General features: G+C 72.6%; 23 protein-coding genes and 2 pseudogenes. 6 read left to right on the forward strand and 19 right to left on the reverse strand.

What is annotated here, in order from left to right; genetic code table 11:
- Positions 1 to 90 precede the first annotated feature (90 nt).
- The 8 genes from ACWD5Q_RS10185 to ACWD5Q_RS10220 all read right to left on the reverse strand — a co-directional run bounded on the left by ACWD5Q_RS10185 (position 91) and on the right by ACWD5Q_RS10220 (position 7,796).
- The gene (locus tag ACWD5Q_RS10185; RefSeq protein WP_451426563.1) at positions 91 to 765 is read right to left on the reverse strand and encodes a helix-turn-helix domain-containing protein; all 675 of its coding nucleotides are present in this window, start codon (positions 763 to 765) and stop codon (positions 91 to 93) included.
- Positions 766 to 782: 17 nt separating this feature from the next.
- Positions 783 to 1,514, reverse strand: coding sequence for a CBS domain-containing protein (locus tag ACWD5Q_RS10190; protein WP_451426564.1), 732 nt, complete (start codon positions 1,512 to 1,514; stop codon positions 783 to 785).
- Between the two features lie 462 nt (positions 1,515 to 1,976).
- Positions 1,977 to 2,939: an L-histidine N(alpha)-methyltransferase gene (egtD, locus tag ACWD5Q_RS10195; RefSeq protein WP_451426565.1), complete on the reverse strand. Its 963-nt coding sequence runs from the start codon at positions 2,937 to 2,939 to the stop codon at positions 1,977 to 1,979.
- On the reverse strand, positions 2,936 to 3,727 hold the full coding sequence (gene egtC / locus ACWD5Q_RS10200) for an ergothioneine biosynthesis protein EgtC (protein ID WP_451426566.1): 792 nt from the start codon (positions 3,725 to 3,727) through the stop codon (positions 2,936 to 2,938). The genes egtD and egtC overlap by 4 nt, the downstream gene beginning before the upstream one ends.
- Entirely contained in the window at positions 3,727 to 5,043 is a 1,317-nt protein-coding gene (gene egtB, locus ACWD5Q_RS10205) for an ergothioneine biosynthesis protein EgtB (protein WP_451426567.1), read from the reverse strand. Before egtB ends, egtC begins: the two co-directional genes overlap by 1 nt.
- A complete protein-coding gene (gene egtA / locus ACWD5Q_RS10210) occupies positions 5,040 to 6,356 on the reverse strand; it encodes an ergothioneine biosynthesis glutamate--cysteine ligase EgtA (RefSeq protein WP_451426568.1) in 1,317 nt (438 codons plus the stop codon). Before egtA ends, egtB begins: the two co-directional genes overlap by 4 nt.
- 608 nt (positions 6,357 to 6,964) lie before the next feature.
- Positions 6,965 to 7,411, reverse strand: a complete 447-nt coding sequence (locus tag ACWD5Q_RS10215) for a type II toxin-antitoxin system PemK/MazF family toxin (RefSeq protein WP_451426569.1) — start codon at positions 7,409 to 7,411, stop codon at positions 6,965 to 6,967.
- 190 nt (positions 7,412 to 7,601) lie between these two features.
- Positions 7,602 to 7,796, reverse strand: coding sequence for an antitoxin (locus ACWD5Q_RS10220; protein WP_451426570.1), 195 nt, complete (start codon positions 7,794 to 7,796; stop codon positions 7,602 to 7,604).
- Positions 7,797 to 8,038: 242 nt separating this feature from the next.
- On the opposite strand from ACWD5Q_RS10220, the gene ACWD5Q_RS10225 reads away from it, so the two are divergent.
- Positions 8,039 to 8,644 (forward strand): GOLPH3/VPS74 family protein, encoded by a 606-nt coding sequence (locus ACWD5Q_RS10225; RefSeq protein WP_451426571.1) that lies wholly within the window; start codon positions 8,039 to 8,041, stop codon positions 8,642 to 8,644.
- A gap of 194 nt (positions 8,645 to 8,838) precedes the next feature.
- Here ACWD5Q_RS10225 and ACWD5Q_RS10230 read toward each other — a convergent pair whose 3' ends face one another.
- From ACWD5Q_RS10230 to trxA, 3 genes are all read right to left on the reverse strand, one after another.
- Positions 8,839 to 10,335 (reverse strand): flotillin family protein, encoded by a 1,497-nt coding sequence (locus ACWD5Q_RS10230; RefSeq protein WP_451426592.1) that lies wholly within the window; start codon positions 10,333 to 10,335, stop codon positions 8,839 to 8,841.
- A 137-nt stretch (positions 10,336 to 10,472) separates the two neighbouring features.
- The gene (locus tag ACWD5Q_RS10235) at positions 10,473 to 10,691 is read right to left on the reverse strand and encodes a hypothetical protein (RefSeq protein ID WP_451426572.1); all 219 of its coding nucleotides are present in this window, start codon (positions 10,689 to 10,691) and stop codon (positions 10,473 to 10,475) included.
- Between the two features lie 262 nt (positions 10,692 to 10,953).
- Complete coding sequence (gene trxA / locus ACWD5Q_RS10240; RefSeq protein ID WP_451426573.1) at positions 10,954 to 11,340, reverse strand: thioredoxin; 387 nt, start codon at positions 11,338 to 11,340, stop codon at positions 10,954 to 10,956.
- Positions 11,341 to 11,458: 118 nt separating this feature from the next.
- Between trxA and ACWD5Q_RS10245 the strand changes: the two genes are divergently transcribed.
- The gene (locus tag ACWD5Q_RS10245) at positions 11,459 to 12,886 is read left to right on the forward strand and encodes a dihydrolipoyl dehydrogenase family protein (RefSeq protein ID WP_451426574.1); all 1,428 of its coding nucleotides are present in this window, start codon (positions 11,459 to 11,461) and stop codon (positions 12,884 to 12,886) included.
- A 95-nt stretch (positions 12,887 to 12,981) separates the two neighbouring features.
- Here the strand turns inward: ACWD5Q_RS10245 and ACWD5Q_RS10250 are convergent, their stop codons facing one another.
- Positions 12,982 to 13,644: a peptide deformylase gene (locus ACWD5Q_RS10250; RefSeq protein WP_451426575.1), complete on the reverse strand. Its 663-nt coding sequence runs from the start codon at positions 13,642 to 13,644 to the stop codon at positions 12,982 to 12,984.
- A gap of 62 nt (positions 13,645 to 13,706) precedes the next feature.
- On the opposite strand from ACWD5Q_RS10250, the pseudogene ACWD5Q_RS10255 reads away from it, so the two are divergent.
- From ACWD5Q_RS10255 to ACWD5Q_RS10265, 3 genes and pseudogenes are all read left to right on the forward strand, one after another.
- Positions 13,707 to 13,871 (forward strand): annotated as a pseudogene (locus tag ACWD5Q_RS10255) (PepSY domain-containing protein); the annotation flags it as partial.
- A gap of 41 nt (positions 13,872 to 13,912) precedes the next feature.
- Positions 13,913 to 14,329: a BlaI/MecI/CopY family transcriptional regulator gene (locus ACWD5Q_RS10260; protein ID WP_451426576.1), complete on the forward strand. Its 417-nt coding sequence runs from the start codon at positions 13,913 to 13,915 to the stop codon at positions 14,327 to 14,329.
- A 1-nt stretch (position 14,330) separates the two neighbouring features.
- Positions 14,331 to 15,329, forward strand: coding sequence for a M56 family metallopeptidase (locus ACWD5Q_RS10265; protein ID WP_451426577.1), 999 nt, complete (start codon positions 14,331 to 14,333; stop codon positions 15,327 to 15,329).
- Between the two features lie 75 nt (positions 15,330 to 15,404).
- Here ACWD5Q_RS10265 and ACWD5Q_RS10270 read toward each other — a convergent pair whose 3' ends face one another.
- The gene (locus ACWD5Q_RS10270; RefSeq protein ID WP_451426578.1) at positions 15,405 to 15,752 is read right to left on the reverse strand and encodes a tetratricopeptide repeat protein; all 348 of its coding nucleotides are present in this window, start codon (positions 15,750 to 15,752) and stop codon (positions 15,405 to 15,407) included.
- Positions 15,753 to 15,940: 188 nt separating this feature from the next.
- On the opposite strand from ACWD5Q_RS10270, the gene ACWD5Q_RS10275 reads away from it, so the two are divergent.
- On the forward strand, positions 15,941 to 16,906 hold the full coding sequence (locus ACWD5Q_RS10275) for a pirin family protein (protein ID WP_451426579.1): 966 nt from the start codon (positions 15,941 to 15,943) through the stop codon (positions 16,904 to 16,906).
- Positions 16,907 to 17,028: 122 nt separating this feature from the next.
- Here the strand turns inward: ACWD5Q_RS10275 and ACWD5Q_RS10280 are convergent, their stop codons facing one another.
- The 6 genes and pseudogenes from ACWD5Q_RS10280 to ACWD5Q_RS10305 all read right to left on the reverse strand — a co-directional run.
- Entirely contained in the window at positions 17,029 to 17,274 is a 246-nt protein-coding gene (locus tag ACWD5Q_RS10280; RefSeq protein WP_451426580.1) for an acyl carrier protein, read from the reverse strand.
- Positions 17,271 to 18,608: a 2-oxo acid dehydrogenase subunit E2 gene (locus ACWD5Q_RS10285; RefSeq protein ID WP_451426581.1), complete on the reverse strand. Its 1,338-nt coding sequence runs from the start codon at positions 18,606 to 18,608 to the stop codon at positions 17,271 to 17,273. Before ACWD5Q_RS10285 ends, ACWD5Q_RS10280 begins: the two co-directional genes overlap by 4 nt.
- Positions 18,609 to 18,611: 3 nt before the next feature.
- On the reverse strand, positions 18,612 to 19,607 hold the full coding sequence (locus ACWD5Q_RS10290) for an alpha-ketoacid dehydrogenase subunit beta (protein WP_451426582.1): 996 nt from the start codon (positions 19,605 to 19,607) through the stop codon (positions 18,612 to 18,614).
- Between the two features lie 2 nt (positions 19,608 to 19,609).
- Positions 19,610 to 20,695 (reverse strand): pyruvate dehydrogenase (acetyl-transferring) E1 component subunit alpha, encoded by a 1,086-nt coding sequence (gene pdhA, locus ACWD5Q_RS10295; RefSeq protein ID WP_451426583.1) that lies wholly within the window; start codon positions 20,693 to 20,695, stop codon positions 19,610 to 19,612.
- The gene (acsA, locus tag ACWD5Q_RS10300; protein ID WP_451426584.1) at positions 20,692 to 22,482 is read right to left on the reverse strand and encodes an acetate--CoA ligase; all 1,791 of its coding nucleotides are present in this window, start codon (positions 22,480 to 22,482) and stop codon (positions 20,692 to 20,694) included. The genes pdhA and acsA overlap by 4 nt, the downstream gene beginning before the upstream one ends.
- Positions 22,483 to 22,635: 153 nt before the next feature.
- Positions 22,636 to 23,070: pseudogene (locus ACWD5Q_RS10305) on the reverse strand (CBS domain-containing protein); the annotation flags it as partial.
- Positions 23,071 to 23,223 lie beyond the last annotated feature (153 nt).

Below are 23,223 nucleotides of genomic sequence, written 5' to 3' on the forward strand. Positions count from 1 at the left end.
ATACAGACGTCCCCTTGGCCCGGGCATGGGGCCGTACCGAGATCCGGAGCCGCGCGGCTCCCTCCACCTGTCCCGAACCGGATCCGTCCCTCACACGGTGATCCTGCGTCCGGTGACGCTGAGCGGCTCGATGCGGATCCACAGCTCACGCCGTCCGCCCGCCCAGGGCTTGCTGTGCGCCCCCTCCTGAAGGCGTCGTACGGAGTCGGGATCCGTCACGGCGTCGGCGGGTCCGCGCACCAGGACACTCCAGCCCTCGCTCAACGCTCCGTCGACGCGGTCGACCTCGAAGGCCACCTGGGAGCCCCGCGCCCTGGCCGGAGCCGCGTGGAGGTGTGTTCTGAAGACGACCGCCCCCTCGACGACGCTGTAGTTCACCGGGACGATCACCGGCCCGGAGGCGGTGGGCACCGCGAGCCGCCCCACCCCGTGGGTCGAGAGCAGGTCCCAGCATTCCCGCGGGTCCAGTTCGGTGAACTTCGGGTGACGCGCCGCCTGTCCCAGGGCGGGCGGAAGACCGACGTCGCCGCCGTTGAGTTCCCGGACGGTGGTCTCCAGCGCTCCGGCCAGCCTCAGCAGGGAGGCGGCGCCGGGTGCGGCGGCGGGCTGCTCCTCCAGGTACTGGAGGTAGCCGGCAGCCATGCCCGCCCGCGCGGCGGTTTCCTCCCGGGACACGCCCAACTCCTCGCGCCGTCGCGTGATCCGCCGCCCGAGGTCGCTCGCGGGGCGGCCTCCCGGCGCGTCCGGCGACGGCTGTGCGGCCATGGACCCGTCACCTCCTCTCAGCGATGGCGCGGCCAGTCGTCGGCGATGGCGTGCCGTGACCGCTCCTCGGGTGGCGGAAGGGAGTCGTCGAAACGGTAGGCGAGTTGGTCGATCACCGCGACCACGCCGTCGATCTGCCTGGTCATGGAGACGGCGATCTCCGTCTCGCTCTTGCGCGCCAACCGGCCGGCGAGGGTGACCACGCCTTCCACCACGAAGACGTCGACGGTTCGGGGCGCCAGTCGCAGGGCGCGCCCCAGCACGTCCCCGATCACCTCGTTGCGGATCTCCGCGTCGGACCGCAGGAACACCTGGAGCAGATCCCGGCGGGTGACGATGCCGACGAGACGGTCCTCCTCGTCCACCACGGGCAGCCGCTCGACGCGCCGCTGCGCCATCCTCCTGGCGGCCTCGGCGATGGTCTCCCCGGCGTGCACGGTGACGGGCGGTTCGGCCATCAGCTGGCCGGCGGTGAAGGCCCTGGACCTGGCGGCCTGCCTACGGGTCCTGGGCGTCAACTCGGTGATCCCGAAGTGGCGCCTCGGCTGGTCCGCGTCGAGGGCCTCCGACTGCCGGGCCACCAGGTCCGTCTCGGAGATCACGCCGATGACCTTGTCGTCCTCGTCGACGACCGGCAGTCCGCTGATCCCGTGGTCGGCGAGCAGCCGCGCGACCTCCTTGAACGGAGTGCCGTACTCGGCCCGGACGACATCCGAGGTCATCACCGAGCCCACCTTGTTGTGCTTCATGGCTGTTCCTCCTCAGCGGCGTCGGCGCGGATACGGGTCCTGTGGTCCGCGTGGCAGGTGCCCGCGCGCGTCTCGGCCGCAGAACCCCCCGCATCAGCTCGCGATCACTCGGCGTCGCGGGCGGATGCGCGAGGTGGCGTGGTCCGCGAGCGGGGCGTGGACAGGGTGTCGGCTGAGCGCGCCGGCCGCCCTCACGGGTCCCTCCTCCCCATCTCTCGACACCTCGAGCATCCAGCGGATCGGAGGGCGATCCCATGGGCTGTCCGGGGTCCGGTGGGGGCCGGTCGGCCCTGAATTCGGCCCGCGGCCGGAGCCGCCGCGGGCCCACTCCCGATGGCGGGCGGGTCTGCGCCCGCGGGCGGTTCCGCCTGCCGTGACCGGGAGTGGGCCAGGTGAGGCTGTCAGCGAGCGGGGCCCGTGACGACGGGTGCCGGTGGCGGCACGGATGCCCCGTGCCGTACGTCAGCGCGCCACGCTCAAGGACAGGGCGAACCTCCCCTCCGCGTCCGTCCACCAGTGCGTCAACCCGAGTCCGGCGGAGGAGAGTTCACGCCGGACCCCGTCCTTACGGAACTTCGCCGACACCTCCGTGCGCAGTTCCTCCCCGGCCGCGAACTCCACCGCCAGGTCCAGCGCGGGGATCTTCACGGTCTGCGCCGTCCGGGCCCGCAACCGCATCTCGATCCACTCGTTGCCGGCGTCCCACAGGGCCACATGGTCGAACGCGTCCGGGTCGAAGTCCGCGCCCAGCTCCCGGTTGACCACGGTCAGCACGTTCTTGTCGAACGCGGCCGTCACCCCGGCCGCGTCGTCGTACGCCGCGACCAGCACCGACTCGTCCTTCACCAGGTCGGTGCCGAGCAGCAGGGCGTCCCCGGGCGACAGCAGGGCCCGTACGGAGGTGAGGAACACCGCCCGCTCGGCGGGCAGCAGATTGCCGATCGTGCCGCCCAGGAACGCCACGAGCCGCGGCGCGGGCGTGTCCGGCAGGGCGAGCCCCGTGGTGAAGTCGGCGATGAGCGCGTGGACGTCGAGGCGGGGCCGCTCCGCGATCAGCGCGTGTCCCGCCTGGGTCAGCGCACTCTCGCTGACGTCCACCGGCACATAGGTGCGCAGGCCGGTCAGCGCGTCCAGCAGATGGCGGGTCTTCTCGGAGGAGCCGGAGCCCAGCTCGACCAGCGTCCGGGCGCCGGTCGCGGCCGCGATCTCCCCGGAGCGGGCGATCAGGATCTCCCGCTCGGCGCGCGTGGGGTAGTACTCCGGCAGCTCGGTGATCTTTTCGAACAGCTCGCTGCCGTGCGCGTCGTAGAACCACTTCGGCGGGAGGGTCTTCGGCGTGTTCGTGAGGCCGTGCAGCACATCGGCGCGCAGCGCGGCCTCGGTGGCGTCCTCGGGCAGGGTGCGGGTGACAAGGAACGGGCTCACGTGCGGGACTCCTCGGGTGGTGCGGGTGCCGTGTCGTCGCGCGGGTCCTTGAGCGCGGTCAGCACGACGCCGGAGCGGGTGGCCGAGAGCAGGGTGCGGTCGGGTACCTCCTGCCAGTGCGGGTCGTCGTCGTACGGTTCGGAGGCCACGACGACGCGCTCGCCGGGCCCGGTGAGGTACCACAGCGTGTCGCCCCACGCGGTCGCGGTGATCGTCTCGCCGTCGGTGATCAGCAGATTCAGCCGGGAGCCGGGGGCCGCCGAGGCGACCTCCAGCACGGTGTCGGCCAGCGCCTTCCCGTCCTCGATACCGGCCCGCAGCCGGTTCAGCAGCAGCGCCCACACGAACGCCGAGTCACAGCGCGCCTGGAGCGAGAGCAGCTCCACCGGGGGCAGCGCACCGGCGAGTGCGGCCATCGAATCCGGCCATCCCCGGACGGCTCCGTTGTGGCTGAACAGCCATCGGTCCCCGGCGTACGGCGCCGCCGCGGCCTCGAGGTCGGGGTCGGGGCGTGTCGCGTCGCGTACCGCGGCCAGGACGGCGCCCGAGCGCACGACCCGCGCCAGGTCGGTGAGGGAGGTGTCCGCCCAGATGGGGCCGGACCTGCGGTAGCGCGCCGGCACGGGGTCGCCCGCGGCGTACCAGCCGACCCCGAACCCGTCGGCGTTGACGCACCCGTGCCGCTGCCGCCGTGGCGCCCACGCCTGCCGGTACAGGCTGTGCGGAGGCTCCATGAGAAGGCGTCCGAGCGGCACCTCAGGCCCCAGACAGGCGAGATGGCGGCACATCACACGTCCCTGGCGGTGCGGAAACCCGAGAAGATCTGGCGCCGGACCGGGTGGTCCCAGTTGCGGAACGTACCCCGGCAGGCCACCGGGTCCACGGCGAACGAACCGCCGCGCAGCACCTTGTACGCGGACCCGAAGAAGACCTCCGAGTACTCCTTGTACGGGAACGCCGTGAACCCCGGGTAGGGCGTGAAGTCGCCCGACGTCCACTCCCACACGTCACCGATCAGCTGCCGTACGCCGAGCGCGGACGCGCCCGCCGGATAGCTGCCGGCCGGCGCCGGACGCAGGTGGCGCTGCCCGAGGTTGGCGTGCTCGGGCGTCGGATCGGCGTCACCCCACGGGTAGCGCCGGGACCGGTCCGTGACCGGGTCGTGGCGGGCGGCCTTCTCCCACTCGGCCTCGGTGGGCAGCCTGCGCCCCGCCCAGCGCGCGTACGCGTCCGCCTCGTACCAGCACACGTGCACAACGGGCTCGCCGGGCGGTACGGCCTCGGTGACGCCGAAGCGCCGCCGCAGCCACTGGCCGCCCTCGCGGCGCCAGAACAGCGGCGCGGTCAGACCGTGGGTGCGGACGTGGGCCCAGCCCTCGGGCGTCCACCAGCGCTCGTCGCCGTAGCCCCCGTCCTCGATGAACGCCTGGTAGGCGGCGTTCGTCACCGGCAGGGCGTCGATGAAGAACGCCGGCACCTCACGCTGGTGCGCGGGCCGTTCGTTGTCCAGCGCCCATGGCTCGGCCGAGGTGCCCATGGTGAACGGGCCGCCCGGCACGAGGACCTCGGACGGGCCGGTGTACGGCGGTGCGGGTGCCGGGTCCGGGGCGGTGAGCGCCTGCGGCCCCCGGCGCAGCTGATGGGTGATCAGCATGGTCTCGTCGTGCTGCTGTTCGTGCTGGGCGATCATGCCGAAGGCGAAGCCCGCCTCCGTCAGCCGACGGCCCTCGAACGGCGTGCTCTCCAGCACGTCCAGGGCCCGCCCCCGTACCTCCGCGGCATAGCGGCGGGCCTCGCCGGGCGACAGCAGCGGCAGCGAGGGCCGCTCGGCGCGCGGATGCTCGAAGGCGTCGTACAGCCCGTCTATCTCGGGCCGCATGGCCTCGCGTCCGGCGACCGCGCGCAGCAGCCACAGCTCCTCCTGGTTGCCGATGTGCGCGAGGTCCCAGACCAGGGGCGACATCAAAGGGGAGTGCTGGGCGGTGAGATCGGGGTCGTCCACACAGGTCGTCAGGAGCGCGGTGCGGTCGCGCGCCGTGGTCAGTGCGTCCAGCGCGCGCTCCCGCAGCGTGCCGGGGGCGAACGGGGGCCGGGCGTCGGTCATGAGCGCATGTCCTTCCCGTGGAACCGGGTGTCGTCCCCGCCGGAACGGGTGTCCTTCCCGTGGAACCGGAGCAGCAGGTCGTCGGCGGGGCAGCGGCCCCGGGCCACGTAGCGGTCGGTGAACTCCGCGACGGCTTCCCGGACGTCGTCGGTGGCGCCGAGCCTCGGCAGCGCGTCGGCCGCGGCCGCGAAACAGGCGACGGCGGCCTCGCGCAGCTCCGGGTCGGCCAGCCCCTTCCGCGCGGCGGTCACCCACAGCGCATGGCGCGGCGGGGGCAGCGAGTCCGCCCGCTCGGCCAGGGGTTTGACGGCCCGGTAGGCGGTCTCGGCGGCCTCGGGATCGTCGAACAGCGCCGTCGTCACGGCGAGCGGCACGATCCACCCGTCGTCGCCGGGCTGTGCGTCGATCATGCGGAGTTCGAGGTGTCCGCGGGGCCGGACCGGAGGGAACAGCGTGGTGAGGTGGTAGTCGAGGTCGCTGCGGTCCGGGGGGTCCGCGGACCGGGCCCAGGCACGGAAACTCAGGCCGTCGGGCACATGCCAGGGGCCGGGCCCGCCGCGGACGCACATCACGGGCGCGTCCATCACATGCCGGGCCCAGGCGGCCCGCGGATCGCCCACGAGGGGCGGTGCGCCGGAACGCCCCGGATCCATGGCGGCCCACAGGGACTGCCGGGTCGAGCGCCAGCCCGTGGGCCGGCCCCGGGACAGCGGGGAGTGGGCGAACGCCGCGACCAGCACCGCGCCCAGCCGGTGCGCCAGCCACCAGCGCCGTCCGTGCCCCAGCGGGCCGGGCTCCTCGTAGCCCGCGTCCAGGCACACCTGGACGGAGGCCGAGGAGCACATCATCGACCGCCCCTCGGGACCGGTGCGGTCGAGGTAGCGCTCCATGGCGTCGTAGCGGGGCTCGCGCAGGAAGCGGCGCGGGGGGTTCCAGGGATCGTGGCCGTAGCCGCTCAGGCCGAGATCCGCCTCGGCCAGCAGGGCGCGGACCGCATCGAGGTCGGCGGAGACGGACCCTATGCACTCCATGAGGGAGGCGGCGGGGGCGGAGCTGAGTTCCAGCTGGCCGCCCGGTTCGACGGTGAGGGCCGAACGCAGGGGCAGGGTCCGCAACGCGGTGTAGACCGCGCGAAGACGTTCGGGAGGCGCCGGGAGCCACGGCCGGCGCAGCTCGTGGACGAGCCATTCCACTTCGACGCCGAGCGCGCGAGGAGGTCCGGTCTTGAAACAGATACCGCGGACCAGCGCCTCCACCTCGGCTTCGGTGACCGCGGAGCGGGGCTCCGCACGGTCACTCACCGAATCGGACATGTCGGGATCCTCCTGAGATTCCACCATGCCGTCGGCCCGGCATCGGATGGGCCGGGCCGGCGTCGCTCGTCCCACCCAAGACCCTCGTGTGCATGCGCACAAGAGTGCGCAGCGGAGCTTCGCGGACTGCTTCCTCCCTGTTTCCCGGGCCGGAAACGGTGATTCCCGGCGCTGGGAAACTCTGTTGCGACGTAGGACCAGCATCGCTCACCATGCGTTCATGAGCACGACGGGGGAGACCGGCGGAGCGCCGCGGGCGACCGCGCGCCCTGTGCTCACGGCGCCCACGGGGGTGGCGCCGTGAGCACGCGCCTGCGCGGGATCGCGCAGCGGACACAGGGCCATCGTCACGGCGGGCGCCCACCGCACGCCCGAGGGGCGTCCGGCGGCCGTCGCGGCGGCGCTGGAGGCCGCCCGCGTCGGCACGCGGAGCAGGGGCCCGGGCCGGTGGAGACGCCGCCGGTGCGCCCGGTGACCACGGCTTTCGGGATGAGCAGGGGAAAGCGGCCCGGAAGCCGCCCGGCGCCTGATGGACCGTTCGGGTGAACCGGTGGCCGTCCGCCTTCGGACGGACGCTCGCGGCTGTGGGCGCCGCCTGACCCGGCCCCTCAGCTCCAGCCGTATCGCTCCCGCAGCCGGTGCACCACGAGATTGAAGCGCATCCGGTCCAGCGCGCACGCCTCCCGCCGCATCCCGTCCTCGTGCAGCCGCAGCACACGGTCCACGGCCACCCAGGAGTCACGCCCCGACCGGTCCCAGGGACCGCTGCCTATCGGCACCCACTCCCGGTCACCGTCGTGCCGCTTGCTGGACAGCTGTACGGCGAGCAGGGTGCCGCCCGGCTCCCGGGCGACCACGAGCACCGGGCGGTCCTTGCCGCGCCCGTCGTTCTCCTCGAACGGCACCCAGGTCCAGACGATCTCTCCCGGGTCGGGATCACCGTCGTGCGCGGGGGAGTACTCGGTCCGCACCCGGCCCACCGCCCGGGGGTCGGCCTCGGTGGTCGCGGAGGGGCCGTGGCGGCCGGGGACGTCTTCATCGGTAAACGCAGTCACGCGGCTCACGGTAGAGCCCGGCCGGAAGCGGGTCCGCACCGGGTCGGCGACCTGAGACGCCGTCAACCAGGCCCGCCGGCCGGGCCGACGGGGCTCGCGAGGGGAGCGCGGGGGAGGACGAGAACGCCGGTCGCGTGACCGCCCGGCGCCTACGGCCGCCGCGTGTCCTGACCGTGGGCGCCGCCCCGTGCTACGGCCGGGGCGGGTTGTCCTGGTCCCGCGGAGGCTGGAACTGGTCCCGGAGCGCATCCGGGCCCTTGTCGGCCTGCCCGGCGGGGCGGTTGCGCATCGTCTCGTCGGCGGTCCGGCGGGCCGTGTCGTCCCCGTGGCCGATGCGCTCCCCGTGCCCTTTCAGCATCTGCTTGAGCTTGTCCATCATGGACATCGTGGCCTCCTCGCGGAAGGTTCCCCCTCCCTCCAGCATCGGCGCCGTACGCTGCGGGTGCATCCCCTGCGGCACCGCGGCGCGACGCCCGGTGATCGCCGGACGCAGTGCCCGAGGGGCCCGATCGGCGGTGTGGCGACGCGGCGGTCGTGGACGTGAGGCCGGACGAGCTGGGGCACGCCGCCATGAGAACGCGGGCATGATGTCCAGGAGATCGTCGGGCAAGCGTCGTGGAGGCACGCATGGCCACTGCACGGGACCTGTTGACTGTGGCGCTGGACGCCGCCCCCGGCCGGCGCGCCGAAACGGGTGACCTGTCGCTCGCGCTCGCGGGCGCCGAGCTGTTGGACCTCATGGACCTACGGGCCCTCACCCTGGACGGCGTCCTCATCGCGCCGAGCGACCCGCCGGTGACGGACGACCGCCTGCTGCGGGAGGCCGCGGCGGCGCTCACGCGGCAACCGCCGTACGAGTCGGTCGAGGACTGGCTGTGGCGCCGGGGCCAGGGCCTGTCCTCGGTGTATCTGGCCGCGTTCGAGGAGGAGGGCCTGCTCGCCCGGCAGCGCCGCCGCTGGCTGCCCGCCTGGACCGGCGAAGCCACGCCGGTCGACTCCCCGGCCCGCCGGCAGGCGGCGGACCGATGGGCCGCCGGGGAACCCGTGCTCGCCACGCTCGCAGCGACCATCGGCGTCCGTGAGGCGCCGGCGGAGGAGCCCCCGGAGGTCACCGAGGGCGCGACGGGGACGGTACTGGCCGCCGTCGACGACGCGGTGACGGAACTGACCGCCGTACGACAGCGGCGGGCCGTCGAGAAGGCGGCCTTCGACAACATCTGGCGAGGCCCGTGACCGCGGGCCGGCACGGCGTGTCCGGCCGTCTCGCCGCGGCCCGCCATCACCCGTCAGGACGGTGATGCAAGCGGTGCGGCATCACGATCGGCCGCCCGCCGGGCACCCGGCGCCCGGCACGCCTGAGGCGTACGGCGACCGATCGCCGTACGCCCCAAGCCTCACGGCGTCCTACCGGTCGACGCCTCCCGGGCTCAGCCCTCGCCCCCCTCCACCGTGACCTTCTCCGGCCGCGGCGGGGCGAACCTGTCGAGCCCGGCGGCCGGGTGCGCCGGCGTGCCGTTCGCGGCCGTCTCGTCGCCGTTCATCGACGACAGCAGCCGGCGTGCGAGACCGAGGCCCGCGCCGCCCATCGTCAGGGCCTTGGCGAACACATCCGCCATGCCGTCTGCGCCGTTGAGCAGCACCATGTTGTCGACATTGCCGAAGGCGGACGCGCCCGCCTGGACGATCTCCGGCCACTTCTCGGCGAGCTGCTGCGCGACCACGGCCTCCTGGTTCTCGGCGAGGGCCGCGGCCCGTGCCTTGATGGCCTCCGCCTCCGCCAGACCCTTGGCCCGGGTCGCCTCCGCCTCGGCGAGCCCCCTCGCCTGGGCGGCGGCCGCCTCCGCCTCACCGGTGTCGCGGGTCGCCTGCGCCATGGCGGCGCCCCGCGTCTTCGTCGCCTCCGCCTCGGCACCCGCGGCCGTCTTCACCCGCGTCGCCTCGGCCCCGGCCGCCAGCTCGGTCTCCCTCGCCTTGGCCTGTGCCGCCGAGATCCGCGCGTCACGCTCGGCCTCGGCCAGCGTGCGCTTCTCGTACGCCCTCGCGTCCGCGGGCTTGCGGACGTCCGCCTGGAGCTGCTGCTCGCGCCGCTGCGCCTCCAGCTCCGCGACACGGGTCTCCTGCACCACGACCTCCTGGCGGGCCGCCGCCTCGGCGAGCGGGCCGGCCTGATGCGCCTTCGCGGCCGCCTTGTCACGCTCGGCCTGGTAGCCGGCCTGCAGGATCTCGCTGTCCCGGGTCGCCTCCGCCATCCGCGCGAACGACTGCTGCTCCGCCTCGGTGGCGAGACGATTCGCCTCCGCCTGCGCGATGCGCGCGTCCCGCTGCACCGCCGCCGCGTGCGGCATGGCGAGGTTCTGGATGTAGCCCGTCGGGTCCTCGATCTCGTGGATCTGCAGCGAGTCCACGATCAGGCCCAGCTTCTCCATCTCCGTGCCGGACGCGGCGCGGGTCTGGCCGGCGAGCTTCTCCCGGTCGCGGATCATGTCCTCGACCGTCAGCCCGCCCACGATCGACCGCAGATGACCCGCGAACACGTTGTGCACGCGGTCCGACATCAGCCGCTGCTGGTCGAGGAAGCGGCGGGCCGCGTTGGCGATCGACACGAAGTCGTCGCCCACCTTGAAGATGACCACGCCCCGCACCTTCAGCGGGATGCCCTGGTGGGTCACGCAGTCCACCTGCAGTTCGGTCTCGTTGAGGTCGAGCGAGAGCTTGCGCACCGCCTGCACACCCGGCAGCACCAGCGTGCCGCGCCCCGTGACGATGCGGAAGCCCATGCCTTCCTCGAGGCCCTCGGTCCGATGCTTCGAACCGGAGATGATCAGTGCTTCGTTGGGCTCCGCGACGCGCCACATGAGCTTGAAGACCACAACGATGAAGACCAGCGCGAGGACGACAGCCCCCGCGACGACGCCGATGACCATCGGCATACGCCCCCTTTGCCTGGTGCCGGGTCGGCACCGAACGAAGGGAGTGTCCGCCCTCGCAGGGCGGGGGTGAAGACGCTGAGGGATCCTTGTTGCAATCTTGATGCGGGCGCCTCACCTGGGCGGCGGCGGGCTCAACTGCCGTACGCCGCCTCGACGTACACGGTCCGCGGCGGCAGATGCTCCACCACCATGACCACCGTGCCCCGCTCCATCCGGCTCTTGCCGTCCGCGGGATACGCGAGGAAGTGCTCGGCGCCGCCGCGTGCGCGAACCATCACCTCGCCGACCAGTCCGGGTCCGACGGTGCCGGTGACACGTCCCATCAAGCCCACCATCGACGCATCGTCCATGGGCCCAGCGTACGGCCCGAACGCGCCTGCGGGGCCCGCGCGTCGGCGGCCGGCGGACACCGCTCGTGCCCTCTTCGGTCCGCCTCCAACTGAGCCGCCGACGGCACCAGAACGGGCTGGGAGACGACCCTGGTCGGCGCCGACGACCGTCCTCGGGGCGCGGATCGTGCACCGCGGATCGAGCTGAGCCCCCACCGCGCCGCGACGGCGTCGCGTAACGCGGGAGGGGGCGGCTCGACATGCGGTGGAGCGGCCCCCGACGTCACTCGCCGTTCTGCTGGGCCTTCTCCTGCTGCGCGGCGACGGACTTGCGGACCTCGTCCATGTCCAGCTTGCGGGCCTGGCCGATGACGTCGTCGAGAGCGGCCTGCGGCAGGGCGCCGGGCTGCGCGAAGATGGCGACCTGGTCCCGGACGATCATGAGCGTCGGGATCGACTGGATGTCGAAGGCCGCGGCCAGCTCGGGCTGCGCCTCGGTGTCGACCTTGGCGAACACCAGGTCCGGGTTCTGCTCCGCGGCCTTCTCGTAGACCGGGGCGAACTGACGACACGGCCCGCACCAGGACGCCCAGAAGTCGATCAGGACGAATTCGTTGTCCGTGACCGTCTGGTCGAAGTTCTCCTTGGTCAGCTCCACGGTGTTGGTCATCTGCTTCCCTCTTCCTGGTGTCTGGCTGGGCCGCTGTCCACAACGGCACGTCAGGGTCATGTATTCCGCGCGCCTACCCGTGTGGCGGAGCAAGCACACCACCAACCAGACTGGGCCCATGACGGAAACGGAATCCATCGCGTACGACGTCGTGGTGCTCGGTGCGGGGCCGGTGGGCGAGAACGTCGCCGACCGCACCCGGGCCGCCGGACTCTCCACCGCGGTCGTCGAGAGCGAACTGGTCGGCGGCGAATGCTCGTACTGGGCGTGCATGCCCAGCAAGGCGCTGCTGCGCCCGGTGATCGCCCGCGCCGACGCACGGCGCGTCCCCGGCCTCGCCCATCTGGCGCAGGGCGACCTCGACGTGCCCGCGGTCCTGGCCCACCGCGACTACGAGGTGTCGGACTGGCAGGACGACGGCCAGGTCCGCTGGCTGGACGGCACCGGGGCCGACCTCTACCGGGGGCAGGGGCGGCTGGCCGGACCCCGCCGGGTCACGGTGAGCGGCCCCGACGGCGAGCAGGTGCTCACCGCCCGGCACGCGGTGGCCGTGTGCACCGGCAGCCGGGCCCTGCTGCCCGACCTGCCGGGGCTCGCCGAGGTACGCCCCTGGACCAGCCGGGAGGCGACGAGCGCGAAGGCCGCGCCCGCACGGCTGATCGTGGTGGGCGGCGGCGTGGTGGCCTCCGAGATGGCCACGGCCTGGGCGGCCCTGGGCTCCCAGGTCACCGTCCTCGTGCGGGGCAAGGGCCTGCTGCCGCGCATGGAGCCCTTCGCCGGGGAACTGGTCGCCGAGGCCCTCGCGGACGCGGGCGTGGATGTGCGCACCGGTACCTCGGTCGAGTCGGTCCGGCGCGAGGGCGACACCGTCGTCGTCGTCACGGACGCGGGCGACCGCGTCGAGGCGGACGAGATTCTCTTCGCCACCGGCCGGGCACCCCGCACCGAGGACATCGGCCTGGACACCGTCGGCCTGGAGCCCGGCTCCTGGCTGTCGGTCGACGACAGCCTGCGGGTGACGGACAGCGAGTGGCTGTACGCCGTCGGCGACGTCAACCACCGCGCGCTCCTCACCCACCAGGGCAAGTACCAGGCGCGCATCGCGGGCGCGGCGATCGGGGCCCGCGCGGCGGGCGTCCCGCTCCTGGAGACGAATGCCTGGGGCGCCCATGCCGCCACCGCCGACCACGGGGCCGTCCCGCAGGTGGTGTTCACCGACCCGGAGGCGGCGGCCGTGGGCCTCTCCCTGGCGGAGGCGGAGCAGGCGGGGCGCCGGGTCCGCGGCGTGGACGTCGACCTGTCGTCGGTCGCGGGGGCGGGCCTGTACGCCGACGGCTACCGGGGCCGCGCCCGCATGGTCGTCGACCTGGACAGCGAGACGCTGCTCGGTGTCACGTTCGTCGGCCCCGGCGTCGGGGAACTGATCCACTCCGCCACCGTCGCCGTCGCGGGCGAGGTCCCGATCGACCGCCTGTGGCACGCGGTGCCCTCGTACCCGACCATCAGCGAGGTGTGGCTGCGCCTGCTGGAGGCCTACCGGGGCTGACCCCATCGCACCGCTCGCACCGAGGGATCCTGGGCCCGAACACCCGTGCGCGGGCCCGGCTCCCCGCGCCGTCCCCCGCCGGACGGCGTCGCCGGTCAGCCCGGCAGTGTGAACCCCAGCTCCGCGGCGGCCCGCTCCGGCGTCGGCTGGATCCACCGGGCGGCCATCGCCTCGTTCGACGAGAGCGAGCGCGGCTCCGCCCGGTCCAGGTAGAGCATGCCGTCCAGATGGTCCGTCTCGTGCTGGACGATCCGGGCCGGCCAGCCCGTGAACTCCTCGTCCACCGTCGCCCCGTGCTCGTCCAGCGCCCGCAGCCGCACCCGGGCGTGCCGGGCCACCACGGCCTGCCAGCCCGGCACACTCAGGCAGCCCTCGAAGAAGGCGGCCCGTTCGGTGCCGAGCGCCTCGTACGACGGGTTGACGAGCACCCGGAAGGGCTGCGGCGTCCGCCCGCGCGCCACCCGGATCTCCTCGGGGACCGGCGCGGGGTCCTCGATGACCGCGATCCGCAACGCCACCCCGACCTGCGGCGCCGCGAGCCCCACTCCCGGCGCCGCGTGCATCGTCTCGCGCAGGGCGGTGACGAAGCGCGCGAGGAGCGCCGGGTCCACCTGCCCGTCGAAGGGCTCGGTGCCACGGCGCAGCACCGGATCACCCGCCGCGACGATCGGCAACGGACCGCCCGCCGCGAGGAGTTGCTCGATCAGGTCGACGAGCGGGCGGTCGTGGGCGCCGGTGCGGGCGATATCGGATGCCATCGCGCCAGCATGACAGGCGGGTCGACGGCGGACGCGACGGCGGGACGCTCCTGTGGCACAGGCAGCGGGTTCCGCCGCGGGTCCCCGTCCCCGGCCTGGCGGCCGTCGCGGTCCTCGGCTTCTCCATTCCGCTGCTCGGCGTCCCGCTCGCGGCCTTCCTCGCCGTGGACGTCGTCCTCGGCGAGATCGGCCACCGTCGCGGCACGCTCCCACGGCGGGCCGGGTAGCGTGATCCGGTACGCGGACGCCGGAGGGAGCCGAGACGGACATGGCACAGCGCGAACAGCCGCGGCGCGGACCCCGGCGGCGTGGACAGGGCGAGCTGGAGGGGCAGGTGCTCAGCGCGCTGCGCCAGGCGGACGCGCCCGTGACCGCGGCCTGGGTGCAGGAGCGCCTCGGCGGCGACCTCGCGTACACCACCGTCGTCACCATCCTGACCCGGCTGCTCGCCAAGGACGCTGTCGCCCGCGAACGGCAGGGACGTTCCTTCGTCTGGATACCCACCGCGGACGTGGCGGGTCTCGCGGCGCTGAAGATGCGCCGCCTGCTCGACGGCGAACGCGACCGGGAGGCCGTCCTCGCCCGCTTCGTCACCGCGCTGCCGCCCGACGACGAGCAGCTTCTGCGCGCCCTCCTCGACGCGGCGGACGGGGCGGACCCGGCGGACGGCGGCACAGAGCACTGACATGGGGGTCTTCGTCTTCCTCCCGCTGGTCCTGCCGCTCAGCGCGTGGCCGGTGGCACGCCTGGCCGAACTGCATCTGCATCCGCGTACGGCCACCCGGCTGCTGACCGCTGTCGCCTCCGTGATGGCCGTGTGCAGCACGCTCTGCCTCGCGCTGCTCATGGTCGTCGGCACCGCCGGGCTGCCGGGGAACCCCCTTCCGGACGGCTGGTCCGACCCCGAGGTGCGCTCCGCCGTCCCGCACGACGAGATCGCGGGCACGGCGGCGATCCCCGCGCTGACCCTGGTCGCCGGGGCGTGCGCGGCGACCGTGCGGCGCCACCGGAGGATCGTCCGCAGGGCCCGCCGCACCCTCGCCGGGCTGCCCGGCCGCTCGGTGGCCGTGCTGCCCGAGACCGAGCCCTACGCCTATGCGCTGCCCGGCGGTGGACGCGGTGGCCGGCGGGGGCGGGCGACGAGGCGTGGCCGCACGGCAGCTCGTCCGGCGGCCCACCTGCCCGGCCGGGTCGTCGTCACCACGGCCCTGCTGGACGGGCTCGCCCCGGCGGAGCGCCGGGCCCTGTTCGCCCATGAGCGCGCCCATCTGACATCCGGTCACCACCGGTATCTGCTGGCGGTGCGGCTGGCGGCGCGCGCGAACCCGTTCCTGGCCCCGCTGCGTACGGCCGTCGTCTACACCACGGAGCGGTGGGCCGACGAGGAGGCGGCCCGGACGGTCGGCAGCCGCCGGGTGGTCGCGCGGGCGATCGGCCGGGCCGCGCTGCTGTCCCGCGGCACCCCGGCGCCGACACTGGCGGGGCTGGCCGCCGCGGGGCCGGTGCCGCGCCGGGTGGCGGCCCTGCTCGCGCCCGCGCCCGTGGCCCGCTCCTGGCCGCCGGTGGGCACGGCGGTGGGACTCGCGGCGTGGGGCGCCGCCGTCGGCACCGTGCTGTCGGCGATGTCGTCGGCGAACGCGGCCGTGACAATGTTCCTGATCCTGAACGCGGCGACGACTCTGTGAGGGAGCCGGAACACGCACGACGGCCCGTGTCCGGTGGTACCGGACACGGGCCGTCAGTCCCCGGCGGGCCGGGGGTCACACCTCCGCGAAGTCACCCGCGAGCGCGGCGGCGATCCGCAGATGCGGTTCGGCCTCGGCCTCGCGCCCCTGGCGCTGGAGCGTGCGCCCGAGCATCAGGCGGGCGTAGTGCTCCACCGGGTCGCGCTCCACGATGCCGCGCAACTCGTCCTCAGCGCGCCGCAGTTGGGCCGAGTGGTAGTAGGCGCGGGCCAGCAGCAGTCGCGCTCCGCTCTGCTCCGGCACCTCCTCGACCAGAGTACTGAGCACGCGCGCGGCCGCGGTGTAGTCCTTGTCGTCGAAGTACTTCAGGGCCCGCTCCCAACGCTCCGAGTGCGTCCCGTAGTCGTAGTACGTCTTTTCCACTCTGACCTCCTTATGGCCCCCACAACCTCAGGGGTGGGTCGAATATTCCATGGCCGGGGGAGCGGGCCTGCGGGGCGGGCCGGGGCGGACCGGCCGGTTGGGCCGACTGGTCGGCTCGACGGGACGAGCCCCTCGACGGGCCGGTCGATGGCAGACGTGGGTGTGCGCGCGGGGCTAGGTTGGGCGGCATGAGCAATCTTGATCGCGAGGCGGTGCCCGCCGTGTGCGGGGGCCGCGGGTTCGTGGTGGCGGAACCGGTGCGCGAGCTCCTCAGTCCGCGCCGCGTCCGGCTCGGCGAGTCGACGGAGGTCCGACGACTGCTGCCGAACCTGGGCCGCCGTATGGTGGGCGCCTGGTGTTTCGTCGATCACTACGGTCCGGACGACATCGCCGACGAGCCGGGCATGCAGGTCCCCCCGCATCCGCACATGGGCCTGCAGACGGTGAGCTGGCTGCACGAGGGCGAGGTCCTGCACCGCGATTCGACGGGCAGCCTCCGGACCATCCGCCCGCGTCAGTTGGGCCTGATGACCTCGGGACGGGCGATCAGCCACTCCGAGGAGAGCCCACGGCCCCATGCGCGCTTCCTGCACGGGGCCCAGCTGTGGGTGGCCCTGCCGGACAGCCACCGGCACACCGACCCGCACTTCGAGTACCACCCCGAACTGCCCATGGTCACGGCCCCGGGCCTCAGGGCCACCCTGATCCTGGGCGAGATCGACGGCGCACGGTCCCCCGGCACGGCGTTCACCCCGATCGTCGGCGCCGATCTGGCCCTGGCGCGCGGCGCGGACGTACGACTTCCGCTGGAGGCGGACTTCGAGTACGCGGTGCTGTCGATGTCCGGCGAGGCCCATGTCGACGGAGTTCCGGTCCTGCCGGGGTCGATGCTCTACCTCGGCTGCGGCCGCACCGGACTCCCGCTGCGCGCGGAGTCGGACGCGGAGCTGATGCTCCTGGGCGGCGAGCCGTTCGCGGAGGAGCTGATCATGTGGTGGAACTTCCTCGGCCGTACTCAGGAGGACATCGCGCAGGCCCGTACCGACTGGATGGCGGGCTCGCGCTTCGGCGAGGTGAAGGGGTACGACGGCGCTCCGCTGCCGGCACCGGAACTGCCGCCCGTGCCGCTGAAGCCGCGGGGGAGGGTGCGCTGACCCGGGTGAACACGGAGGCGCGGCCACTGGGCCTACGAGCCGTTGGCCGTATGCGGATCCTCCATGGCCCATGATGCGTCGACGAAGAGGACAGGACCCTGGCTGCCGCAGGCCACGGCACCTCACGTCGTACGGGCGACGAGAAAGTCGGCGCAGCCGAACAGCGTGGTGAGCTGCGGCGTGTCCTCGTCGTCTATGCGGATGCCGGTACGTTCACTGAGGGTCTCGATGAAGCTGAGGAAGTCCAGCGAGTCCATCTCGAGAGCGTCGCGGAAGGCGTCGTCGAGCCCTAGCGTGTCCACGTCGGCGCCCGGGATGACATAGGCGATCGACTCCTTGACCACATCCAGTGCATCAGTTCGGTTCACAGTCGCTCCGGGTTCTGCAGGAGGCGGTCGACCGCCGTCAGGTAGCGGGACCCGACGACACCGTCCGTCGCTCGGTGGTCTGCCGACAGGGTGGCCGTGACGACCGGCCGCACGCCCAGCAGGCCGTTGACGGCGCACGGCCGGTCGACGATCCGCCCGAAGCCGACCAGGGCCACTTGGGGCGGGTAGATCACGCCGAGGACCGCTTCCACGCCCTGATCACCGAGATGGGTGACGGTGATCGTGGAGTCGGAGACCTCAGAGCTGCGCAGCCTGCCCGTGCGGGCACGCGCGACCAGGTCCTTCAGGGCTGTCATCAGCCGAGGGAGTTCGAGGGTGTCGGCATCGTGCAGGGCGGGGGCCACGAGCCCTCCGCCGCGCAGGGATACAGCTATGCCGAGGTGTACGCCCTCGCCTGCGGCGAAGTGGTCGTCGGTCCAGAAACCGTTGAGCGCGGGTACCTCTCGGACCGCGAGGGCGACCGCCTTGAGCAGCAGGGCGGCGGGAAGCAGGCGCTCGGCGACCGGGCTGCGCCGGTTGTGCTCGTGCAGCCAGTCCATCGCGGCGGCCATGTCGACGGTGGTGGCCAGGTAGTAGTGCGGGATGTCCCGGTTGGCGCGGGCCATCAGGCCGGCGATCGCCTGACGCATGGCCGCCGTCCGGTCCTTTGAAGGACGTGAAGCTCCTACGGGTGCGGTGACGTGGCGTGGGGGCTGGGCGGCAGCCGCACGGACGGGGGCGGCCTCGCGCACGTCCGCGGCGCGGATGGCGGACTCCCTGCCGGTCCCGATCACCGAGGTGAGGTCGACGCCCAGTTCGGCGGCGAGGCGGCGGGCGAGGGGGGTGGCCCGTACGCGCGAGGGCAGAGCGGCATTAGCCGCGGCCGCTGCCTCCTCGACGTCGGTTCGGGTCACGCGCCCCCCGGGCCCGGATCCGCGGAGGGTTTCCAGGTCGATGCCGCTCTGCTCCGCGAGGTGTCGGACCAAGGGGCCCGCCCCAAGGGGAGGTCTCGGGCGCCTGAGTGAAGGTCGGACCAGTGGTTCCTCCACGGCCTTCTCAGGCTTCCTCTCGGCCTTCTCGGGTCTCCTGGGTTCTGCCGTCGTCGGCTCGATCAGCGCGAGCGGAGTGCCCACCGGCACCGTCGTGCCCGGCTCGACGAGCAGCTCTTCCATCGTCCCCGTCTCGAAGCACTCCACCTCGATCAGGGACTTCGCGGTTTCGACGACGGCCACCGGATCTCCCTTGTGGACCGGGTCACCGGGCTGTACGAGCCATTCCTGGAGCGTTCCCTCGTCCATGTCGGCGCCCAGGGACGGCATGGTGAACTCGGCCATGGTTCAATCCACCGCCCGGTGCGCGGCCGCGACGATGTCGGCGGTCTGCGGCAGGGCCGCCTCCTCCAGCCGCCGGGCGTAGGGAATGGGCACCTCCGCGCTGCACACCCGTTCGACGGGCGCGTCCAGTTCGTACAAAGACCGCTCGGCGATGCGGGCGGACACCTCCGCGGCGAGGCTCCCGGTGCGCCATGCTTCGTCGACGACGACCGCATGGTGGGTGCGGGCCACGGAGGCGCCGATGGCCTCGTCATCGAGAGGACGGAGCGTGCGCAGGTCGACGACCTCGGCGCTGATGCCCTCGGCGTCCAGCTCGTCCGCCGCGACAAGGGCCTTGGGCAACGAACCGCCGTACGTGATCACGGAGATGTCGGTGCCGGGCCTGCGGACCACTGCGTGGTCCAGGTCCACAGAGGCGGTGGCCGGGGCGGGTTCGCCGGAGGCGTTGTAGAGGCTTCCGTGTTCGAAGATCAGCACAGGGTCGGGGTCGGCGAGCGCCGGTGCCAGCATGTGGCGGGCGTCCTCAATGGTGGCCGGGGCGATCACCCGGATGCCGGGAATATGGGCGTACCAGCCTTCCAGGCTGTGCGAATGCTGTGCCGCGAGCTGACGGCCCGCGCCCGTCGTCATGCGGATCACCAGCGGGACGGGCAGCTGGCCGCCCGACATGTGCAGCAGGGTGGCAGCGTTGTTGAGGATCTGGTCGAGGGCGAGCAGGCTGAAGTTGACGGTCATGATCTCGACGATCGGCCGCATCCCGGCCAGTGCGGCACCGATACCCGCTCCCACGAACGCGGACTCCGACAGCGGGGTGTCGCGAACGCGTTCGGGGCCGAACTCCTCCAGCAGGCCGAGGCTGACGCCGAAGCATCCGCCGTAGCGGCCGACGTCCTCGCCCATGAGAAACACGTGGTCGTCGGATTGCAGGGCCTCCCGCAGAGCCTCGCGCATCGCCTCCCGGTAGGTCGTCTTCGACGTCTCGGTCACGCCGGCGCCCATGGTCAACTCACCATCCCCGTCGAAGCACTGGTGACGTGGTGGAGCAGGTTCTCGACCGGCTCCTCAGGCGCCTGTTCGGCCGCGTCGACGGCGCTCTCGAGTTCTTCGACGAGGTGGTGCTCGATCCGGGAGAGCTCCTTGTCGCCCAGCTCACCGTTCTGGCGCATGCGGTCCACGAGCCGGTTGACCGGGTCGCGGGCCTTCCACTGTTCGATCTCCGCCTTGTCGCGGTAGCGGTCCGGGTCGTACATGGAGTGGGCGCGGAAGCGGTAGGTGCGCAGCTCCAGGAAGTGCGGTCCGGTGCCGGCCCGGATGCCTTCGGTGGCCAAACGGGCCGCCCGCTCGACGGCTTCGACGTCCATGCCGTCCACGGCCCAGGCGGGCATGCCGTAGGAGGCGGCGCGCATGGCCAGGTCGGTCTGCGCGTGCTCCCGCGAGAGGGCCGTGCCCATGGCGTAGAGGTTGTTCTCGCAGGCGAGCAGCAGCGGCAGGTTCCACAGGGCCGCGAGGTTCGCCGTCTCGTGGAACTCGCCTTCGGCGAAGGCACCGTCGCCGAAGAAGCAGCAGGTGACGCGGTCCTGCCCGCGCATGTGGTCGGCGAGGGCGAGACCCGCGGCCAGCGGCAGGCCGCCGGCGACGATCGCGCTGCCGCCGTAGAAGCGGCGGCTCGCGTCGAACAGGTGCATGGACCCGCCCCGACCGCCGCTGCACCCGGTCGTCCTGCCGTACATCTCGGCCATCACGGCCCCGGCCGGGATGCCCCGGGCCAGCGCGTGACCGTGCTCGCGATAGGTGGAGACCACAGCGTCGTCCGTCGTCAGTGCCTCGTTGACGCCGACGGCTACGGCCTCCTCGCCGATGTAGAGGTGGACGAAACCGCGGATCTTCGCGGCGCTGTACAACTCGACGCAGCGTTCCTCGAAGTGGCGGATGCGCAGCATCGCCTCCAGCAGGTCCACTCGGTGCCGGGCGGCCGTCCGGTCGGCAGGAAGCCCGGTCCTTGCGCCCTGCTTGCTTTTCGAGATCTTCTTCGCAGGCTTCGGGGCAGCCGCGGTCTTCGGGACGGGGGCGGGTCGCGCCAGGCTCATACCGATCCCTCCAAGGTGGACAAGTCCCCTATAGGGAAGCCGAGTTCACGCGCGCGCAGCAGTCGGCGCATGATCTTGCCGCTGCGGGTCCTGGGCAGGTTCTGGTCGAAGACGATCTCTCTCGGCGCGACGGCAGGACCCAGCAGCCGACGGGCGAAGGCAAGCAACTCCCGCTCCAGATCCGCGGTTGGTTCGATGCCGGGGCGCAGTGACACGAACGCCTTGACGATGTTCCCGGCCACGGGATCCGGTCGCCCGATCACCCCGGCCTCAGCGACCGCCGCGTGCTCCATCAGCGCGCTCTCGACCTCGAACGGGCCGATGAGGTGCCCCGCCGACTTGATCACGTCATCGGCGCGCCCCACGAACCAGTACCAGCCGTCTGCATCCCGCTTGACCAGGTCGCCGGTCAGGTACCAGCCGTCCGCGAACGCGGCCTCGTACCGTTCCGTGTCGTGCAGATAGCCACGGAACATCGACGGCCAGCCCGGGCGTAGCGCCAACTCACCCTCTGCACCGGGGCTTTCCACCTCTGTGACCCTGCCGTCGGTGATCAGTGCCCGGCCGTCCTCCCCCTGCTGCAGTACGGCAGCCTCGACGCCCGGCAGCGGCCGTCCCATCGAGCCGGGCTGGATCTCGCTTGCAGCGAAGTTCGCGATCATGATGCAGCCCGTTTCGGTCTGCCACCAGTTGTCGTGCACCGGCAGCCCGAGCACCTCTTGGCCCCACACCACCGCTTCGGGGTTGAGGGGCTCGCCGACGGAGGCGATGAAGCGCAGCGCCGACAGGTCGTAGGAGCGCGGCAGGTCGTAGGGGCCTTCCCGGGGCGTGGCACGCATGAGCATGCGTAGGGCTGTGGGCGCGGTGTACCAGACGGTGACCCGCTGCTCGCCCAGGATCCGGTACCAGCGCCGGGCGTCGTAGTCACCCTCGTCGACGACCACCGTCACACCGTGGACGAGCGGGGCGATGACGCCGTACGACATGCCGGTGACCCAGCCGGGGTCGGCCGTGCACCAGTACACGTCCTCGGGGTGCAGGTCGAGCGCGAACGCGGCCGTGGCGTAGTGGGCCACCACCGCCTCGTGGACATGGATGGCGCCCTTGGGGGTGCCGGTGGTACCGCTGGTGAAGTGCAGCAGGGCCATGTCCTCGGGGGAGGTGGGTGGGATGGCGAAGGTCTCCGGAGCGCCGGACACGAGGTCGTCGAAGGAGACCGTTCCCGGCAGTTCGCCGGCGTCCGGTCCGACGATGAGCACATGTTCCAGCCCGGTCAGAGAGGACCGCCGGTCGGCCACCTTGCGCCGGTACAGGGCGGCGGTGGTGACCAGGACCCGGGCATCACCGAGGCGCAGCCGCTGCTCCACCGGACCGGGGCCGAAGGCGGAGAACAGCGGGCACAGCACGCTGGTGTTCTTCAGCGAGCCCAGCACCACCGCATAGAGGTCGGGACAGCGGCCGAGCAGGGTGAACACGCGGTCGCCACGGCCGACGCCGAGCGACTGCAGGACGTTCGCGAAGCGGGAGGCACGACGGGCCAGTTCGCCGTAGGTGACGGTCGAGACGGTGTTGTCCCGGGAGACGCACCGCAGAGCGGGCTTGTCCGCGCGTTCCGGACCGGCGTGCTTGTCGACTGCCTCGTGTGCGATGTTCAGACCGCCGATGGGCAGGCCGGCCAGCGAGCTACGCGCTTGTGACCAGGTGAAATCGGTGCGGGCCTGGTCGTAGTCGGCGAGATTCGGCGGCACACGGGGCGCGGCGTCCTTGCGGATCGTCTCCCAGTGCATGGGGCGCTCCTCCCGACGCCTGGCTTACGTCTCCAGAGTCGCCGAGCCCGTCGCGGACCGCATCGCGACGGACGTCGGCCTCGACCGCGGCAGGCCGCTCCTTGACGGGCAGACGTTGCCTGCCGGGGCACTGGGCACTGAGTCCTCGATGTCTCATGGGCCGCTGGAAGAACGCCGGGCGTCGTCGGTCCGGTACGCGATGTGCTCGGAGACCGAGATCACGCCATCCACACTCCGGCACAGGCGCTCGATGATGGGGATCAGGCTCTTGAACTCGACGGACCCGCGGAGGGTGACCTGCCCCTCGCGGACCTCGACCGTCACCTCTGTGGGAGCGAGGCCCAACGTCTGCCGAAGCACGTCTTCGGCGATCTCGTCACGGATGGCGTCGTCGCGGCGCAGGAACATCCGCAGCAGGTCGGCGCGGCTGATGATGCCCTGGAGCCGGTCCGTCTCGTCCACCACGGGCAGTCGTTTGACGTTGTGGACCTCCATCAGGCGAGCCGTCTCGACCACACTCCACTCCGGGCGGGCGCACACCGCGGGAGCCGACATCAGTTCCTCGGCTCTGGCCCCTTCGGCCTTAGAACTCCTAACAGAATGCTGCAACTCGCCTCGGAATGAAGGGGTCTGATGACTTGTTAGCCTGCACATGAGAAGGGGTGAGCGGCCGCCGTGGATCGTCCCCGATGAGCTGTGGGCGCGGATCGAGCCGTTGCTGCCGGTCGTGCCGCGCCGCAC

It is taken from the genome of Streptomyces sp. NPDC002513 (genome assembly GCF_053595355.1).

What these genes read in the sequence shown, in the direction of transcription:
- ACWD5Q_RS10275 (WP_451426579.1), top strand. Translation starts at nt 15,941, where the DNA reads ATGAGCAATCTTGATCGCGAGGCGGTGCCCGCCGTGTGCGGGGGCCGC.
- egtC (WP_451426566.1), bottom strand. Translation starts at nt 3,727, where the DNA reads ATGTGCCGCCATCTCGCCTGTCTGGGGCCTGAGGTGCCGCTCGGACGC.
- ACWD5Q_RS10185 (WP_451426563.1), bottom strand. Translation starts at nt 765, where the DNA reads ATGGCCGCACAGCCGTCGCCGGACGCGCCGGGAGGCCGCCCCGCGAGC.
- trxA (WP_451426573.1), bottom strand. Translation starts at nt 11,340, where the DNA reads ATGACCAACACCGTGGAGCTGACCAAGGAGAACTTCGACCAGACGGTC.
- ACWD5Q_RS10230 (WP_451426592.1), bottom strand. Translation starts at nt 10,335, where the DNA reads ATGGTCATCGGCGTCGTCGCGGGGGCTGTCGTCCTCGCGCTGGTCTTC.
- ACWD5Q_RS10225 (WP_451426571.1), top strand. Translation starts at nt 8,039, where the DNA reads ATGGCCACTGCACGGGACCTGTTGACTGTGGCGCTGGACGCCGCCCCC.
- ACWD5Q_RS10285 (WP_451426581.1), bottom strand. Translation starts at nt 18,608, where the DNA reads ATGGCCGAGTTCACCATGCCGTCCCTGGGCGCCGACATGGACGAGGGA.
- ACWD5Q_RS10290 (WP_451426582.1), bottom strand. Translation starts at nt 19,607, where the DNA reads ATGGGCGCCGGCGTGACCGAGACGTCGAAGACGACCTACCGGGAGGCG.
- egtA (WP_451426568.1), bottom strand. Translation starts at nt 6,356, where the DNA reads ATGTCCGATTCGGTGAGTGACCGTGCGGAGCCCCGCTCCGCGGTCACC.
- pdhA (WP_451426583.1), bottom strand. Translation starts at nt 20,695, where the DNA reads ATGAGCCTGGCGCGACCCGCCCCCGTCCCGAAGACCGCGGCTGCCCCG.
- egtB (WP_451426567.1), bottom strand. Translation starts at nt 5,043, where the DNA reads ATGACCGACGCCCGGCCCCCGTTCGCCCCCGGCACGCTGCGGGAGCGC.
- ACWD5Q_RS10220 (WP_451426570.1), bottom strand. Translation starts at nt 7,796, where the DNA reads ATGTCCATGATGGACAAGCTCAAGCAGATGCTGAAAGGGCACGGGGAG.
- ACWD5Q_RS10245 (WP_451426574.1), top strand. Translation starts at nt 11,459, where the DNA reads ATGACGGAAACGGAATCCATCGCGTACGACGTCGTGGTGCTCGGTGCG.
- acsA (WP_451426584.1), bottom strand. Translation starts at nt 22,482, where the DNA reads ATGCACTGGGAGACGATCCGCAAGGACGCCGCGCCCCGTGTGCCGCCG.
- ACWD5Q_RS10190 (WP_451426564.1), bottom strand. Translation starts at nt 1,514, where the DNA reads ATGAAGCACAACAAGGTGGGCTCGGTGATGACCTCGGATGTCGTCCGG.
- ACWD5Q_RS10235 (WP_451426572.1), bottom strand. Translation starts at nt 10,691, where the DNA reads ATGGACGATGCGTCGATGGTGGGCTTGATGGGACGTGTCACCGGCACC.
- ACWD5Q_RS10260 (WP_451426576.1), top strand. Translation starts at nt 13,913, where the DNA reads ATGGCACAGCGCGAACAGCCGCGGCGCGGACCCCGGCGGCGTGGACAG.
- ACWD5Q_RS10250 (WP_451426575.1), bottom strand. Translation starts at nt 13,644, where the DNA reads ATGGCATCCGATATCGCCCGCACCGGCGCCCACGACCGCCCGCTCGTC.
- ACWD5Q_RS10265 (WP_451426577.1), top strand. Translation starts at nt 14,331, where the DNA reads ATGGGGGTCTTCGTCTTCCTCCCGCTGGTCCTGCCGCTCAGCGCGTGG.